Annotated in this window: 13 protein-coding genes; 11 read left to right on the top strand and 2 right to left on the bottom strand. The window is 64.1% G+C overall.

The annotated features are described in order from the left end of the window. Positions 1–10 precede the first annotated feature (10 nt). From gloB to A3CW_RS0128780, 6 genes are all read left to right on the top strand, one after another. Positions 11–847 carry a hydroxyacylglutathione hydrolase gene (gene gloB, locus A3CW_RS0128810; protein ID WP_028206653.1) on the top strand — a complete coding sequence of 279 codons (837 nt, stop codon included), beginning with the start codon at positions 11–13 and terminating at the stop codon, positions 845–847. Between the two features lie 154 nt (positions 848–1,001). Beyond that, the gene (locus A3CW_RS0128805; RefSeq protein ID WP_028206652.1) at positions 1,002–2,645 is read left to right on the top strand and encodes a transglycosylase SLT domain-containing protein; all 1,644 of its coding nucleotides are present in this window, start codon (positions 1,002–1,004) and stop codon (positions 2,643–2,645) included. A gap of 600 nt (positions 2,646–3,245) precedes the next feature. After that, positions 3,246–4,385, top strand: a complete 1,140-nt coding sequence (carA, locus tag A3CW_RS0128795) for a glutamine-hydrolyzing carbamoyl-phosphate synthase small subunit (protein WP_028206650.1) — start codon at positions 3,246–3,248, stop codon at positions 4,383–4,385. A gap of 132 nt (positions 4,386–4,517) precedes the next feature. Next, the gene (gene carB / locus A3CW_RS0128790) at positions 4,518–7,772 is read left to right on the top strand and encodes a carbamoyl-phosphate synthase large subunit (RefSeq protein ID WP_028206649.1); all 3,255 of its coding nucleotides are present in this window, start codon (positions 4,518–4,520) and stop codon (positions 7,770–7,772) included. 219 nt (positions 7,773–7,991) lie between these two features. Continuing rightward, entirely contained in the window at positions 7,992–8,468 is a 477-nt protein-coding gene (gene greA, locus A3CW_RS0128785) for a transcription elongation factor GreA (protein WP_028206648.1), read from the top strand. Positions 8,469–8,555: 87 nt separating this feature from the next. Next, positions 8,556–9,017 carry a DUF4149 domain-containing protein gene (locus tag A3CW_RS0128780; RefSeq protein WP_051481780.1) on the top strand — a complete coding sequence of 154 codons (462 nt, stop codon included), beginning with the start codon at positions 8,556–8,558 and terminating at the stop codon, positions 9,015–9,017. A gap of 56 nt (positions 9,018–9,073) precedes the next feature. Here A3CW_RS0128780 and A3CW_RS0128775 read toward each other — a convergent pair whose 3' ends face one another. Beyond that, positions 9,074–9,619: a YhbY family RNA-binding protein gene (locus tag A3CW_RS0128775; protein ID WP_028206646.1), complete on the bottom strand. Its 546-nt coding sequence runs from the start codon at positions 9,617–9,619 to the stop codon at positions 9,074–9,076. Positions 9,620–9,892: 273 nt separating this feature from the next. Here A3CW_RS0128775 and A3CW_RS0128770 point away from each other — a divergent pair, with 273 nt between their 5' ends. The 4 genes from A3CW_RS0128770 (at position 9,893) to glmM (ending at position 15,112) form a co-directional block, all read left to right on the top strand. Next, entirely contained in the window at positions 9,893–10,555 is a 663-nt protein-coding gene (locus tag A3CW_RS0128770) for an RlmE family RNA methyltransferase (protein WP_028206645.1), read from the top strand. Between the two features lie 192 nt (positions 10,556–10,747). Next, a complete protein-coding gene (gene ftsH, locus A3CW_RS0128765; protein WP_028206644.1) occupies positions 10,748–12,634 on the top strand; it encodes an ATP-dependent zinc metalloprotease FtsH in 1,887 nt (628 codons plus the stop codon). Between the two features lie 119 nt (positions 12,635–12,753). Then, positions 12,754–13,659: a dihydropteroate synthase gene (folP, locus tag A3CW_RS0128760; RefSeq protein WP_154678064.1), complete on the top strand. Its 906-nt coding sequence runs from the start codon at positions 12,754–12,756 to the stop codon at positions 13,657–13,659. 100 nt (positions 13,660–13,759) lie between these two features. Then, positions 13,760–15,112, top strand: a complete 1,353-nt coding sequence (gene glmM / locus A3CW_RS0128755) for a phosphoglucosamine mutase (RefSeq protein WP_028206642.1) — start codon at positions 13,760–13,762, stop codon at positions 15,110–15,112. Here the strand turns inward: glmM and A3CW_RS52580 are convergent. Then, positions 15,067–15,282 carry a hypothetical protein gene (locus A3CW_RS52580; RefSeq protein ID WP_154678061.1) on the bottom strand — a complete coding sequence of 72 codons (216 nt, stop codon included), beginning with the start codon at positions 15,280–15,282 and terminating at the stop codon, positions 15,067–15,069. The two genes, glmM and A3CW_RS52580, sit on opposite strands and share 46 nt — an antisense overlap. A gap of 255 nt (positions 15,283–15,537) precedes the next feature. On the opposite strand from A3CW_RS52580, the gene pstS reads away from it, so the two are divergent. Further along, positions 15,538–16,202 (top strand): phosphate ABC transporter substrate-binding protein PstS (gene pstS / locus A3CW_RS0128750; protein WP_035514292.1); only part of this gene is annotated, 665 nt, incomplete at its 3' end.

Here is a 16,202-nt window from a genome sequence, read left to right as displayed (position 1 = left end):
ACGTCGCCCCATGAAGAGTCCGCTTGAGTACGCGCGTTCGAGCGATGCGTGCGCCTACGAGTACGTACCGGTTCCGGCTTTTGAAGACAATTACATCTGGGTCGTCTCGGACGGCCAGAATGCCGTTGCCGTCGATCCGGGCGACGCCGCTCCGGTTCGCGCGTACCTCGCGAAGCGCGGCTGGCGGCTCGTCGCTATTTTACTCACCCATCACCACAACGACCATGTCGGCGGTGTGGCGGACCTGCTCGCCGACGCTCGCGTGCCCGTCTACGGCCCGGCCGGCGAGGCGCTCGGCCCGCTCGACGCGTTCGTCACGCGCGTGAAGGGTGGCGACGCCGTCCATCTGGAGGCACCCGCGCTCGACCTGACGGTGCTTGACGTGCCGGGCCATACGCGTGGCCACATTGCTTATTTCCAGGCGGCGGATGCCGCCGGCACGCCGCACGTGTTCTGCGGCGACACGCTGTTTGCCTGCGGCTGCGGCCGCCTCTTCGAGGGTACGCCCGCGCAGATGCTCGACTCGCTCGACGCGCTCGCGGCGCTGCCCGGCCATACCCATGTGCATTGCGCACACGAATACACGTTGTCGAACATTCGCTTCGCGCTCGCCTGCGATCCAGAGAACGCCGATCTGCGCGACTGGAGCCGCGAGGCGGCGGCGCTGCGCGAGCGCGGCGTGCCGACGCTGCCCACGACGATCGCGCACGAGCGCGCCGTCAATCCTTTCCTGCGCGCGGGCGATGCGGCGGTGCAAGCTGCGCTCACCGAGGCGCTGCACGAATCGGTGCCGGACCGGCTGGCGGCTTTCGCAATGATGCGTGAATGGAAGAATCGGTTCCGCTGACCCAGCCGGGTCAGGGGGCATGCTCAACCCAATCGTATGGAATCACGCCCAAGCTGCGGATTTCATGGCTTTTTTTCCATTAATTCCGATTGACGGAAACGGACGCGTTCCGTACTATCGGCTGCAAATTCCAGCCATGCGGATGTAGATTTTCATGCGATTCATAATCAGTGCGCTGCTGGTCCTCATGCTCGCCGCCTGTGCGAGCGGGGGACCGTCTGCGACTTCTCTAGCACCAGCCAACGCCCAGGCCAACGCCGACCTCATTCGTAAGACCTCCGCTGCGAAAGAAACCATTAACGTCGATCAAGGCTCCGTCGATCAGTTGACGAGCCCCGACGCCGATCTCTGGGCGCGCATTCGCCGCGGCTTCCAGATGCCCGACCTGCAGAGCGACCTCGTCGACATGAACGCCAACTGGTACGCCCAGCGGCCCGACTACGTCGCGCGTATGACCGAGCGTTCGCAGAAGTACCTCTATCACATCGTCGAAGAGCTCGAGGCGCGTCACATGCCTACCGAGCTCGCGCTGCTGCCGTTCATCGAGTCCGCTTACAACCCGCAGGCGCTGTCGGTCGCGAAGGCCGCCGGCATGTGGCAGTTCGTGCCGGGCACGGGCCGCACCTACAACCTCAAGCAGAACATGTGGCAGGACGAGCGCCGCGACGTCCTGGCCTCGACCAGCGCAGCGCTCGACTATCTCTCGCGCCTGCACGACATGTTCGGCGACTGGTATCTCGCACTGGCCGCCTACAACTGGGGCGAGGGCAACGTGCAGCGCGCCATCGCGCGCAACGAGGCGGCGGGCCTGCCGACCGACTACCAGAGCCTGCGCATGCCCAGCGAAACACGTAACTACGTGCCGAAGCTGCAGGCGGTCAAGAACATCGTGATGAACCCGCAGCAGTACGGGCTCACGCTGCCGTCCATTCCGAACCACCCGTATTTCGTGACGGTCACGACCTCGCACGACATCGACGTGGACGTCGCTGCCAAGCTCGCGAACATGACGACCGACGAGTTCCGCTCGCTCAACCCGTCGTTCAAGAAACCCGTGATTCTCGGCGCGACCGATCCGCAGATCCTGCTGCCGTTCGACAACGCGAGCGCGTTCGAGCGCAACCTGAAGGCCTATTCCGGCCAGCTTTCGTCGTGGACCGTCTACACGACCGACTCGCGCGCCACGCCGGCGGCGATCGCGCAAAAGATCGGCGTTGACGCCGACACGCTGATGTCGGTGAACAAGATTCCGGCGGGCATGCGCCTGAAGGCGGGCTCGACGCTCGTGGTGCCGCGCACCGACGACGGCGACGACGAGGACATCAGCGCCGACGTGGCGGAAAGCGCCGTGCTGGCCATGGAACCGGACGTGCCCGACACGCGCAAGATGCTGATCCGCGTACGCCGCAAGCAGTCGATGGAAGCAGTGGCGAGCCGCTACGGCGTGTCGCTCGGCCAGTTGAAGGCGTGGAACAAGACCCGTCGCGACTACGTCGCGCCGGGCCAGGTGCTGGTTTTGCACGTGCCGGTCAACAAGGCGATGCCGAGCGAGCCGGGGCCGGAGCGTCTGGCAACGAACGTTTCTGGCGGTGGCGTGCAGCGAATTGGCACCCGCGTTGCAGACACCGGGTCGAAGTCGCGATACGATAAGAAGCACGGTCGCGCGCGCACCGAGGTTGTCAAGGTTTCCGAACCTGTCAAGGCCAGGACGGTCAGCGCTGCGCCCACCAAGGCGTCGAAGGGTGCGGCGAGCCGCCCGAAGGCCGAAACCCACACGCAGAAGCACCATACAAAATAGCGGCTGGCGAAGGGTGCTCAAACATGCGTTGCGGGGGCAGCGCATGGTATTTCGCTCCGATCACTTTTCCGTTTTTGTTGTGTTTGACGCCGTCACCCCGCCAGGTGGCGGCGTTTTCATTGGCGGGTGCCAAAAATAGCGCGCGCGAATAGGGGGCGACTACGGGCGGCGCCGGGCGGCCGACGCTTGCCGCCGCGCCACCGCCCGCTATAGTGGAAAGGGCCGCGCACCGGGCTGCGAGCACGCTCCCCGTCGCCAGCGTCATCCTGAAATTTGAAGGAAAGGTGACTTTCGCGCTATAATTTCAAGGTTTGAGCTTATCAACCCGCACCCTAGCGCCTACCTCCTCCCATCCGTTCATCCGCCGCCCGCGCTTCATCGTCAACTGGCCGGCTGCCGCCCGATCCTGCGTCACAAACGCGCGCTCGTGGCCCGGCGCCACAACGGTCGACCGCACGAAGAGGTCGCGCAAGCGAGCGAGCCGCGCGCGCATCCTGATCCTCACAGAAAAGGATGCCGACGCCGCAGCCGCTCACAGGTCGCAAGATCGCAACGTCGGATAACAGGTCGGCACAGGGTGCTCCCCCCAAGGAGTCTCCCGTGTTGCCGTCATTCTCTCCCGCTCTGCTCGCGCTCGCCGACGGCACGGTCTTTCGTGGTTACTCGATCGGCGCGCCGGGTCATACGATCGGTGAAGTCGTGTTCAACACGGCTATCACCGGTTATCAGGAAATCCTGACTGACCCGAGCTACGCTCGCCAGATCGTCACCCTCACGTATCCGCATATCGGCAACGTCGGCGTCAACGCCGAAGACGTCGAAGCCACGAAAGTCCATGCCGCCGGTCTGATCATCCGCGACCTCCCCGTGCTCGCCTCGAACTTCCGCATGGAACGCACGCTCGGCCAGTATCTGAAGGACGAAGGCGTAGTCGCCATCGCCGGCATCGATACGCGCAAGCTCACGCGTATCCTGCGCGACAAGGGCGCGCAGAACGGCGCGATCCTCGCAGGCTCCGACGACGAAGCAAAGGCCATCGAACTCGCGCGCTCGTTCCCGGGCCTCGCGGGCATGGACCTCGCCAAGGTCGTGTCGACCCAGAAGCCGTATCAGTGGAACACCAGGGAATGGCGTCTGGGCGAAGGCTACCGCACGCAATCGGCGCCGAAGTACAAGGTCGTGGCGTTCGACTACGGCGTGAAGCAGAACATCCTGCGCATGCTGGCCGAGCGGGGCTGCGATGTCACGGTGCTGCCGGCGCAAGCTACGGCTGAAGACGCCTTCGCACTGAACCCGGACGGCGTGTTCCTCTCGAACGGCCCGGGCGACCCGGAACCGTGCGACTACGCGATCAAGGCGACGCAAGCCTTCATCGAGCGCGGCATCCCGACCTTCGGCATCTGCCTTGGCCACCAGATCATGGGTCTCGCCGTGGGCGCGAAGACCATGAAGATGAAGACGGGCCACCACGGCGCGAACCATCCGGTGAAGGATCTCGGCGACGGCCGCGTTGTCATCACGTCGCAGAACCACGGCTTCGCGGTGGACGCCGCCACGCTGCCTGCGAACACGCGCGTGACGCACGTTTCGCTGTTCGACGGCACGCTGCAAGGCTTCGAGCTGACCGACAAGCCCGCGTTCTGCTTCCAGGGGCACCCGGAAGCATCGCCGGGTCCGCAGGACATCGGCTATCTGTTCGACCGCTTCACGGCGCTGATGGACAAGGCGAAGGCGGCGTAAGCGCCGCATCGAGCGAGAGCGCAGAGCAGGGTGCGCAGCGAGCCGGTCTGAAGAACGGCCCACGCGCGCACCCGGGCGGCAGGCAATCAGCCGCCAGACGTAAAAGACACAGGAATATTTAGCGAGAGCGTTATGCCCAAGCGGACAGACATCAAGAGCATTCTCATCATCGGCGCGGGTCCGATCATCATCGGCCAGGCGTGCGAGTTCGACTATTCGGGCGCGCAGGCATGCAAGGCGCTGCGTGAAGAAGGCTACAAGGTCATCCTCGTCAACAGCAATCCGGCGACGATCATGACCGACCCGAACACGGCCGACGTCACCTACATCGAGCCGATCACGTGGGAAGTGGTGGAGCGCATCATCGAGAAGGAGCGCCCCGACGCGATCCTGCCGACGATGGGCGGCCAGACCGCGCTGAACTGCGCGCTCGACCTGCATCATCACGGCGTGCTGAAGAAGTACAACGTCGAGCTGATCGGCGCTTCGCCGGAAGCCATCGACAAGGCCGAAGACCGCCAGAAGTTCAAGGACGCGATGACCAAGATCGGTCTCGGTTCGGCGAAGTCGGGCGTCGCGCACTCGATGGAAGAGGCGCTCAAGGTGCAAGGCGAAATCGCCGAAGCCACCGGCTCGGGCGGCTACCCGGTCGTGATCCGTCCGTCGTTCACGCTCGGCGGTTCGGGCGGCGGCATTGCCTACAACCGTGAAGAGTTCGAAGAGATCTGCAAGCGCGGTCTCGACCTCTCGCCCACGCGCGAACTGCTGATCGAAGAGTCGCTGCTCGGCTGGAAGGAATACGAGATGGAAGTGGTCCGCGACAAGGCGGACAACTGCATCATCGTCTGCTCGATCGAAAACCTCGACCCGATGGGCATCCACACCGGCGACTCGATCACGGTCGCGCCGGCGCAGACGCTCACCGACAAGGAATACCAGATCCTGCGCGACGCCTCGCTGGCTGTGCTGCGCGAGATCGGCGTGGATACGGGCGGTTCGAACGTCCAGTTCTCGATCGACCCGCGTACGGGCCGCATGATCGTGATCGAAATGAATCCGCGCGTGTCGCGTTCGTCGGCGCTGGCTTCGAAGGCCACGGGCTTCCCGATCGCCAAGGTCGCGGCGAAGCTGGCCGTGGGCTACACGCTCGACGAGCTCAAGAACGAAATTACGGGCGGTCAGACGCCGGCTTCGTTCGAGCCGACCATCGACTACGTCGTCACGAAGATTCCGCGCTTCGCGTTCGAGAAGTTCCGTGAAGCCGACCCGCGCCTCACCACGCAGATGAAGTCGGTGGGCGAAGTCATGGCGATTGGCCGTACGTTCCAGGAGTCGTTCCAGAAGGCGCTGCGCGGCCTCGAAGTCGGCGTGGACGGTCTGGACGAAAAGACCACGAGCCGCGACGAGATCATCCGCGAGATCGGCGAAGCCGGTCCGGACCGCATCTGGTACGTGGGCGACGCGTTCCGCGTGGGCATGACGCGCGAAGAGATCTTCGAAGAAACCGCGATCGACCCGTGGTTCCTCGCGCAGATCGAGGAAATCATCAAGAAGGAAGAGGCCGCCCGCGGCCGCACGCTCGCAAGCCTCTCGAAGGACGAGCTGCGTTACCTGAAGCAAAGCGGTTTCTCGGATCGCCGTCTCGCGAAGCTGCTCGGCAGCAACGCCACGGACGTGCGCCGCCGTCGTATCGAACTGAACGTGCGCCCGGTCTACAAGCGCGTGGACACCTGCGCGGCCGAGTTCGCCACGAAGACCGCCTACATGTACTCGACCTATGAGGAAGAGTGCGAGGCGAACCCGACGACCAACAAGAAGATCATGGTGCTGGGCGGCGGCCCGAACCGGATCGGCCAGGGTATCGAGTTCGACTACTGCTGCGTGCACGCCGCGCTCGCGATGCGCGAAGACGGCTACGAAACGATCATGGTCAACTGCAACCCCGAGACCGTTTCGACCGACTACGACACGTCCGACCGCCTGTACTTCGAGCCGCTCACGCTCGAAGACGTGCTCGAAGTCGTGGACCTGGAAAAGCCGGTTGGCGTGATCGTGCAGTACGGCGGCCAGACGCCGCTGAAGCTCGCGCTCGACCTCGAGGCGAACGGCGTGCCCATCGTCGGCACGTCGCCGGACATGATCGACGCCGCAGAAGACCGCGAGCGCTTCCAGAAGCTGCTGCAGGAGCTGAACCTGCGCCAGCCGCCGAACCGCACCGCACGCGCCGAAGACGAAGCGCTCAAGCTCGCCGACGAAATCGGCTACCCGCTCGTCGTGCGTCCGTCGTACGTGCTGGGCGGCCGCGCCATGGAAATCGTCCACGAACCGCGCGACCTCGAGCGCTACATGCGCGAGGCCGTGAAGGTGTCGAACGACTCGCCGGTGCTGCTTGACCGCTTCCTGAACGACGCGATCGAATGCGACGTGGACTGCATCTCCGATGGCGAAGCCGTGTTCATCGGCGGCGTGATGGAGCACATCGAGCAAGCGGGCGTGCACTCGGGCGACTCGGCGTGCTCGCTGCCGCCGTACTCGCTCTCGCAGGAAACGGTTGCCGAACTCAAGCGTCAAACGGCCGCGATGGCCAAGGCGCTGAACGTGGTCGGCCTGATGAACGTGCAGTTCGCGATCCAGCAAGTGCCGCAGGATGACGGTTCGAAGAAGGACGTCATCTACGTGCTGGAAGTGAACCCGCGCGCTTCGCGGACCGTGCCGTACGTGTCGAAGGCGACCAGCCTGCCGCTCGCGAAAATCGCGGCGCGCGCCATGGTCGGCCAGAAGCTGGCGGAGCAGGGCGTGACGAAGGAAGTCGTGCCGCCGTACTTCAGCGTGAAGGAAGCAGTGTTCCCGTTCGTCAAGTTCCCGACTGTCGATCCGGTGCTCGGACCGGAAATGCGTTCCACGGGCGAAGTGATGGGCGTGGGCAAGACGTTCGGCGAAGCGCTCTTCAAGTCGCAGCTCGCAGCGGGCTCGCGCTTGCCGGAGTCGGGCACCGTCTTCATCACGGTGATGGACGCCGACAAGCCCAAGGCCGTGGAAGTCGCGCGCATGCTGCACGAACTCGGCTACCCGATCGTCGCCACGCGCGGCACGGCTGCCGCGATCGAGGCGGCCGGCGTGCCGGTGAAGGTCGTGAACAAGGTGAAGGACGGCCGTCCGCACATCGTCGACATGATCAAGAATGGCGAGATTTCGCTCGTCTTCACGACCGTCGACGAAACCCGCTCGGCGATCGCGGATTCGCGTTCGATCCGCATGAGCGCGCAGGCCAACAAGGTCACCTACTACACGACGATGTCGGGCGCACGCGCGGCCGTCGAGGGTCTGCGCTACCTGAAGAACCTGGAAGTCTATGATTTACAAGGCCTCCATGCTCGCCTAAACTAAGGCTTCAATTGTCTGTCTAACGCTCAACGAGGCAGGCTAAAAAAGCTGAATGTGCCGCGGTTAAGCGGCGTCCCAACAGGGTTTTCAGGCTGCGCCAGACTGCGCGGCCGCCCTCGCGGGATGCACTTAACCGCGGAATTTTTTTTATGGCCGCAACGTGCGCGACAAGCGTGCGTGGCGCGGTCTCCTTTAGGCCCTTTTGGGCCGTACGAGTTGTTTATGAGCACGATTCCCTTGACCAAGCGCGGTGCAGACCAACTCCGCGGAGAGTTGCAGCGCCTGAAATCCGTCGAGCGTCCGGCGGTCATCAATTCGATCGCGGAAGCGCGCGCGCAGGGCGATCTGTCGGAAAACGCGGAATACGACGCCGCAAAGGAAAAGCAGGGCTTCATCGAAGGCCGCATCGCCGAGATCGAGTCGAAGCTGGCGGCCGCGCAGATCATCGACCCGGCCACGCTCGAAGCGGACGGCCGCGTGGTGTTCGGCTCGACCGTGGATCTCGAAGACCTCGATTCGGGCAAGACGGTGACCTACCAGATCGTCGGCGACGACGAAGCCGATCTCGAGCACGGCCTGATCTCGGTCAGCTCGCCCATCGCGCGCGCGCTGATCGGCAAGTCCGAAGGCGATGTCGCCCAGGTGCAGGCCCCCAGCGGCGTGCGCGAATACGAAGTTATCGAGGTTCGCTACGTCTGAGGGCGCATCGACGTGAGTACTGCAAGCCACGTGGGTTCCGCCACTCCCGTTTCGCTCGTTCCGCACCGGCTCTTCGGGCTGCTGGCCATGCTGTGGGTCGGCAGCCAGCTGACCATCGGCTATGCGGTCGCGCCCGTCCTGTTCGCGTCGCTCGAAAGGGTGGTGGCCGGCGAACTCGCCGCGCAGCTGTTTCGCCTTGAAGGCCTGATCGGCGTGGTGTGCGGCGTGTTGATGCTCGGGCTGTCGAGCGTGCTCGCGCGCCGCGGCGCGTTGGGCTATCGCCGGCTGCGCTGGATTCTGGCCGCCATGCTGCTGTGCGTGCTGATCGGCTATTTCGCGCTGCAGCCGTTCATGAACGCGTTGCGCGTTCAAGCGATGAGCGCGGGCATGGATGTGGCCAGTTCGCCGTATGCGAGCCGCTTCGGCTTGCTGCATGGCGTGTCGAGCCTGTTCTATCTCGTGCAGAGCCTTCTCGGCGCATGGCTCGTCTGGCTGCTGCCTTCGGCGCGCGGCATGCTGCCACGGCACATGGAAACTGCTCCGCGCTGAAAGCGACCTGAAGCCGAGTCAGGCGAAAAAAAGCGCGGCTCGAAGGCCGCGCTTTTTTACTTCGAACCCTGGTGGGCCCGCTTGGAGCTGGTTTGGCGCTTCTTGGCGCGCTTGATGTTGCCGCCTTGCGTGACGCGCTCGTTGCCCTTGACCGTCACCTTTTGCGCCTTCGGCTTGCGCATGGGGTTGTCGCTGGCCTTGACGACCTTGACGGTGCGCGGCGCGGCGCCGCGCTTGCCCGCTTCACGCGCGCTCGGTACGTCGGCGGACGGGCGCGACACGGTGCCGCGGGCGCCGGCGCGCGCGGTCGTGGCCTTCGCCTTGGCTTCCTCGGGCTTGTAGATGACGAGCAGCTTGCCGATGTGCTGGATCGGGGCGGCGCCCAGGCGGTCGCAGATCTCTTCGTAGATCGCGAGGCGCTCTTCGCGCTCGTCGCCGAACACGCGCACCTTGATGAGTTGGTGCGCGGCCAGGTGAACCTTGATCTCCTTGAGGACGGCGTCGGTCAGTCCCTCGGCGCCGATGAGCACAACCGGTTTGAGCGCGTGAGCCTGGGAGCGCAGCTCGGAGCGCTGTTCGGCGGAAAGAGTGAGGGCGGGCATGGGATGTGGCAGACTCGACTAAAATGACGGCGCCGCGCGGGTCGACAGGCATGAATTGACAACCTGGGCAGACGTGAGTGCGGTCCGCGAATAGCGGGCCGCCAGCGGGCAAAGCGCGTCGGAACAACGGAAAACCGTGGGGAACGGCAGGGCGCGGGCCAAAAACGCCGGCGGAGCAACGAACATCCGGCCAGGCGGCCCGCGACGGCCGCACGAATAAAACGCGTATTATCCGCTAAAAGCGCGGAATCACGCAGCAAGAGTTCATCTTTAATGGCAAAAAATCGCTTCAATCAGTCGTGGCTGCACGACCATATCAACGACCCGTACGTGAAAATGGCGCAGAGGGAGGGCTATCGCGCCCGCGCCGCGTACAAGCTCAAGGAAATCGACGAGCAGGACAAGCTGATCCACCCCGGCATGGTGATCGTGGACCTCGGCGCCGCGCCCGGCAGCTGGAGCCAGTACGCCCGCAACAAGCTCGCGCAAAGCACGAAGCGCGACGACCAACGACAAGGTGGGATCGACGGCACGATCATCGCGCTCGATCTCCTGCCGATGGAGCCCATCTCCGACGTGCAGTTCCTGCAGGGCGACTTCCGCGAAGACGACGTGCTCGCGCAACTGGAAGAATTGCTGGGTGGGCGCCCGGTCGATCTTGTAATTTCGGACATGGCGCCCAATCTCTCGGGGGTCGCGTCTGCCGACGCGGCGCGTATCGAGCACGTGTGCGATCTCGCGCTCGAGTTTTCGCAGAATCATCTGAAACCCGATGGAGCCCTCTTAGTCAAATGCTTCCACGGCAGCGGTTACAGTCAGATCGTCGAGAAGTTCAAGCAGCAGTTCAAGGTCGTGGCCGCGCGCAAACCGAAGGCTTCGCGTGATAAATCGTCCGAAACGTTTATATTGGGTAAACATCTGAAGCGTCCCTGTTAAACGGGGCATGATTGCCGTGCAAAAGGCGCAATCTGGTCGCAAAATGACCCCGAGAGGCGGTCAGGACAAGGCGCTCGGGCTATTCCTGCGGTAGCGAAACGTTATGGCAGGGGTCCGTGTACTGGATTAGAATGCTTTGGTGGTGTCGCAAGGCAAATGTAGGCGCCCATCTATGAGTGAAGGAGTGGTGCTTTGAACAACAACATGTTTTCGAAGGCAGCAGTGTGGCTGGTAATCGCACTGGTGCTGTTTACGGTGTTCAAGCAGTTCGACAAGCCCCGTGTCCAGGAAGGCGTTTCCTATTCGCAGTTCATGGACGACGCGAAGAACGGCAAGGTCAAGACTGTCGTGGTGCAGGGGCGGAACCTCACGGTCACTCCGGCAGATGGCCAGAAATACCAGATCGTCTCCCCAGGCGACATCTGGATGGTCGGCGACCTGATGAAATATGGCGTGCAGGTGAGCGGCAAGGCTGACGAAGAGCCGAACGCGCTCGTTTCCGCGCTGTACTACCTCGGGCCAACCATACTCATCATCGTGTTCTGGTTCTACATGATGAGACAGATGCAGGGGGGCGGCAAAGGCGGGGCGTTTTCCTTTGGTAAATCGCGCGCCCGCTTGATCGACGAGAACAACAACGCGGTCAACTTCTCCGACGTCGCGGGCTGCGACGAAGCGAAGGAAGAAGTGTCCGAACTCGTCGACTTCCTGCGCGATCCGCAAAAATTCCAGAAGCTGGGCGGGCGTATACCGCGCGGCGTGCTGCTCGTTGGCCCTCCGGGTACGGGTAAGACGCTGCTTGCGCGCGCCATTGCTGGTGAAGCGAAGGTGCCGTTCTTCAGCATCTCGGGTTCGGACTTCGTCGAAATGTTCGTCGGCGTGGGCGCGGCTCGCGTGCGCGACATGTTCGAGCAGGCCAAGAAGCATGCGCCGTGTATCGTGTTCATCGACGAAATCGACGCGGTCGGCCGCCATCGTGGCGCCGGCATGGGCGGCGGCAACGACGAACGCGAGCAGACGCTGAACCAGATGCTGGTCGAGATGGACGGCTTCGAGGCGAATTCGGGCGTTATCGTGATCGCGGCAACCAACCGTTCGGATGTGCTGGACAAGGCGCTGCTGCGTCCGGGCCGTTTCGACCGCCAGGTGTATGTGGGCCTGCCGGACATCCGCGGTCGCGAGCAGATCATGAAGGTGCACCTGCGCAAGGTGCCGATCGCCAACGACGTGGATGCAGCGGTAATCGCACGCGGCACGCCGGGCTTCTCGGGCGCCGACCTCGCGAACCTCGTGAACGAAGCCGCGCTCTTCGCGGCGCGCCGCGGCAAGCGCATTGTCGAAATGCAGGACTTCGAAGACGCGAAGGACAAGATCTTCATGGGTCCGGAGCGCAAGTCGGCGGTGATTCGTGAGGAAGCGAAGCGCGCCACGGCGTACCACGAGTCGGGTCACGCGGTGATCGCGAAGCTGCTGCCGAAGGCGGACCCGGTGCACAAGGTCACGATCATCCCGCGCGGCCGCGCGCTGGGTGTGACGTGGCAGCTGCCGGAGCACGACAACGAAACGTACTCGAAGGACTATCTGCTGGATCGTCTGGCCATTCTGTTCGGCGGCCGCGTGGCGGAAGAGCTGTTCATGAACCTGATCAGCACGGGTGCCTCGGACGACTTCAACAAAGCGACGCAAACGGCCCGCGCCATGGTTACACGCTTTGGCATGACCGACGCGCTCGGACCGATGGTCTACGCCGACGACGACAACGAAGCCTCCCCGTTCGGCAAGGGCTTCACGCGTGCGATCTCGGAAGCGACGCAGCAGAAGGTCGACGCGGAAATCCGCCGCGTGCTCGACGAGCAGTACAACCTCGCGAAGCGCCTGCTCGACGAGAACCGCGACAAGGTCGAAGCCATGACCGCGGCACTCATGGAGTGGGAAACGATCGACGCCGACCAGATCAACGACATCATGGCCGGCCGTCCGCCGCGCTCGCCGAAGAGCACGGCGTCGCCCGGCGACGCGTCGTCGGGCGGCAGCACGGGCACCGAGGTCAAACCCGGTAGCGCCACTGCACCGGCGTGATCCTTATCGAGTAAAGTTGCGGGCCGGTGTGATGTTCACATCGGCCCGTTTTGCATTTCTGGCGTGCCGCTGTGCCGCCGCATCTCGTTACACATCTGACGTTTTTTGACGTGCCCAACATCTCCTCGCAAGGTAGTCTCCCACCTGAACCGCTCGTGTGCGGCCGCTTCACGCTGACGTTCGAGCGTCCGCTCGTCATGGGCATCCTCAACGCGACACCCGACTCGTTTTCCGATGGCGGCCGCTATATCGCGTTCGGCGACGCCTTGCGCCGCGCCGAGCAGATGATGCTCGACGGCGTCGATATCATCGACATTGGCGGTGAATCGACGCGCCCGGGCGCGCCGCCCGTGCCGCTCGACGAGGAACTCGAACGCGTGATTCCGCTCGTGGAAAAGCTCAAGGGCGCGAACCTTCCGCTGTCGATCGACACGTACAAGCCCGAAGTCATGCGCGCGGCGCTCGCGGCAGGCGCCGACATGATCAACGACATCTGGGGATTTCGCATGCCCGGCGCGATCGAGGCCGTGCGCGAGAGCAACTGCGGGCTGTGTGTGATGCACATGCTAGGCGAGCCGCAGACGATGCAGCTGGGCGAGCCCGACTACGTGGACGTCGTGCGCGAGGTGCGCGAGTTTCTCGCCGGACGTTGCGCCGAACTCGAAGCGGCGGGCGTGGCGAAGGCGCGCATCAGCGTGGATCCGGGCTTCGGCTTCGGCAAGTCGGTGGTCGAGCACAATTACGCGCTGCTCGCGCACCTGCCAGAGACGGCGCCCGAGGTTGCGGCAGGCGTCGCGCCGTATCCGATCCTGGTCGGCATGTCGCGCAAGTCGATGCTCGGCGCGCTCGTGAACCGGCCCGCGCCCGAGCGCGTGGCGGCAAGCGTGGGGGCGGCCGTGTGTGCGGCGGAGCGCGGCGCGGCGATCATTCGCGTGCACGACGTTGCGCCGACCGTAGACGCACTCAAGATCTGGGTGGCGATGCGCGCCGCGATGTCCGCAGGTACGCTGGACGCACAAGGCTGAGCCATTGCCCTGCCGAACGCTGACAGGCGCGAAGTGCGCCGCAGCGGATCCGGGCGGCCACAATACAGGACAAAGCAGCACCAAACCGAGGGGTAGAAAGATGGGACGTCGTTATTTCGGAACTGATGGAGTGCGTGGCAAGGTCGGCGAGGCGCCGATCACGCCCGATTTCGTGCTTCGGCTAGGCTACGCCGCGGGCAAGGTGCTTGCGGGGTCGGCAGCGGGATCCGGGCCGCGCCCGTCCGTGCTGATCGGCAAGGACACACGTATCTCGGGCTATATGCTCGAAGCCTCCCTGGAAGCGGGGCTTTCGGCTGCGGGCATCGACGTGATGCTGGCGGGTCCGATGACGACGCCCGGCATCGCCTATCTCACGCGCGCGCTGCGGCTCGCCGCCGGCGTCGTGATCAGCGCGTCGCACAATCCTTACTACGACAACGGCATCAAGTTCTTCTCCGCCGACGGCAACAAGCTCCCTGACGAGGTGGAGACGCAAATCGAGGAGCAGCTCGAGCAGCCGCTCGCCTGCGCGCCGTCCGAGCAGCTTGGTCGTGCTCGCCGCCTGCACGACGCGGGCGGTCGCTACATCGAGTTCTGCAAGAGCACGTTCCCGCAGGCGTTCAATCTGCGCGGCCTGAAGCTCGTGATCGATTGCGCCAACGGTGCGGCTTATGACATCGCGCCGCACGTGTTCCACGAGCTGGGCGCGGACGTGATTCCGATCGGTGTGTCGCCGAACGGCTTCAACATCAACGACGGCGTGGGCGCGACCGCGCCTGATGCGCTCGTGCGCGCCGTGCGCGCGAATCACGCGGACCTCGGCATCGCGCTCGACGGCGACGCCGACCGTCTCCAGATCGTCGATGCACAGGGCCGCCTCTACAACGGCGACGAGCTGCTCTACGTGCTCGTGAAGGACCGCATCGCGACCGACGGCAAGGTGGAAGGCGCGGTGGGCACGCTCATGACCAATCTCGCGGTGGAGCAGGCGCTCGAAGGCCTCGGCGTGCAGCTGGTGCGCGCGAACGTGGGCGACCGCTACGTGCTGGAGCAGCTGCGCGAGCGCGGCTGGCAGCTCGGCGCGGAAGGCTCGGGCCACATTCTGTCGCTCGACCGCCACACGACCGGCGACGGCATCGTCTCGGCGCTGCTCGTGCTTGCGGCGATGAAGCGCAGCGGCAAGACGATCGCGCAACTGCTCGACGGCGTGAAACTGTTTCCGCAGAAGCTCATCAACGTGCGCATCGCGCAGGGCGCCGACTGGAAGGGCAACGCCGCGATCCAGCAGTCGATCGCTTCCGCCGAGGCGGAATTGAAGGGCAAGGGCCGTGTGCTGATCCGCGCTTCGGGCACGGAGCCGGTGCTGCGCGTGATGGTCGAGGCTCGCGAGGAGCGCGACACCGTGCATTACGCCGAGGCGATCGCCAGCGTGGTGAAGCGTTCGATCGCGTGATCGCCGGCTATTAAGTCGCGCAAGTCGCGCGACTGGGTCGCGCCAGCGCCAAACCAATGAGCACGACGTTGCAATCCGCCGTCGTGCTCATCTTTTTTTTGCGATTTTTTCGACGTCGCAACGGAAGCAGGCAAACGTTTAAAACAATCGAATAACGGTTTGCAAACCATTTTCGAGGAATTCCTCGAATTTTTTCATCGGACCCCCAGGTAGCCTTCGAACGCCCGCCTGGCGGGCGTTTCAGCCGCCGCAGCACGTGCAGGCCATGTTGCAGCCGCGCTTGCAAAATCGCCCAAATCGCATATCCACGCGCCTTTCAGCCAGTAATCGAACTGTCACGTTCGCTTCATGAACCGTCACGGTACTGTCACAGAGACCCCCTAAGCTTCGCGGTGTCGTTCATCCGCTCACACACTGGAGGTCTCATGAAATTGATGCAAACCGCGCTCGCTGGCGTTGCTGGCGCGCTCTTCGCGATCGCAGCGCAGGCTGCTGACATCACCGGCGCGGGTAGCACCTTCGCAGCACCGATCTATACGAAATGGGCGGATGCCTATCAAAAGTCGGGCGGCGGCAAGGTCAACTACCAGGGCATTGGCTCGTCGGGCGGCATCAAGCAGATTCAAGCCAAGACGGTGGACTTCGCGGGCTCGGACGCTCCGCTGAAGGACGAGGATCTGGCCAAGGAAGGCCTGTTCCAGTTTCCGACGGTGGTCGGCGGCGTCGTGCCGGCGATCAACGTGCCGGGCGTGAAGCCGGGCGAGATCACCCTGTCGGGCCCGGTGCTCGGCGACATCTACCTCGGCAAGATCAAGAAGTGGAACGATCCGGCCATCGTCGCGCTGAACCCGAAGGTCAAGCTGCCTGATCTCGACATCGCCGTGGTCCGCCGCGCCGACGGCTCGGGCACCAGCTTCATCTGGACGAACTACCTCTCGAAGGTCAACCCCGAGTGGAAGAGCAAGGTCGGCGAAGGCACGACCGTGAGCTGGCCGACGGGCACGGGCGGCAAGGGCAACGACGGCGTGGCCGCCTTCGTGCAGCGTCTGCCGGGCGCGATCGGCTACGTCGAGTGGGCGTACGCCAAGCA

Origin of the sequence: Paraburkholderia nodosa DSM 21604, assembly GCF_000519185.1 — a bacterium.
GTDB lineage: Bacteria > Pseudomonadota > Gammaproteobacteria > Burkholderiales > Burkholderiaceae > Paraburkholderia > Paraburkholderia nodosa.
This window is presented reverse-complemented; position numbering and strand designations above follow the sequence as displayed.

What these genes read in the sequence shown, in the direction of transcription:
- A3CW_RS52580 (WP_154678061.1), bottom strand. Translation starts at nt 15,282, where the DNA reads ATGGTTTGCAAACCGTTATTCGATTGTTTTAAACGTTTGCCTGCTTCC.
- A3CW_RS0128770 (WP_028206645.1), top strand. Translation starts at nt 9,893, where the DNA reads ATGGCAAAAAATCGCTTCAATCAGTCGTGGCTGCACGACCATATCAAC.
- A3CW_RS0128775 (WP_028206646.1), bottom strand. Translation starts at nt 9,619, where the DNA reads ATGCCCGCCCTCACTCTTTCCGCCGAACAGCGCTCCGAGCTGCGCTCC.
- glmM (WP_028206642.1), top strand. Translation starts at nt 13,760, where the DNA reads ATGGGACGTCGTTATTTCGGAACTGATGGAGTGCGTGGCAAGGTCGGC.
- gloB (WP_028206653.1), top strand. Translation starts at nt 11, where the DNA reads ATGAAGAGTCCGCTTGAGTACGCGCGTTCGAGCGATGCGTGCGCCTAC.
- A3CW_RS0128805 (WP_028206652.1), top strand. Translation starts at nt 1,002, where the DNA reads ATGCGATTCATAATCAGTGCGCTGCTGGTCCTCATGCTCGCCGCCTGT.
- A3CW_RS0128780 (WP_051481780.1), top strand. Translation starts at nt 8,556, where the DNA reads ATGCTGTGGGTCGGCAGCCAGCTGACCATCGGCTATGCGGTCGCGCCC.
- greA (WP_028206648.1), top strand. Translation starts at nt 7,992, where the DNA reads ATGAGCACGATTCCCTTGACCAAGCGCGGTGCAGACCAACTCCGCGGA.
- carB (WP_028206649.1), top strand. Translation starts at nt 4,518, where the DNA reads ATGCCCAAGCGGACAGACATCAAGAGCATTCTCATCATCGGCGCGGGT.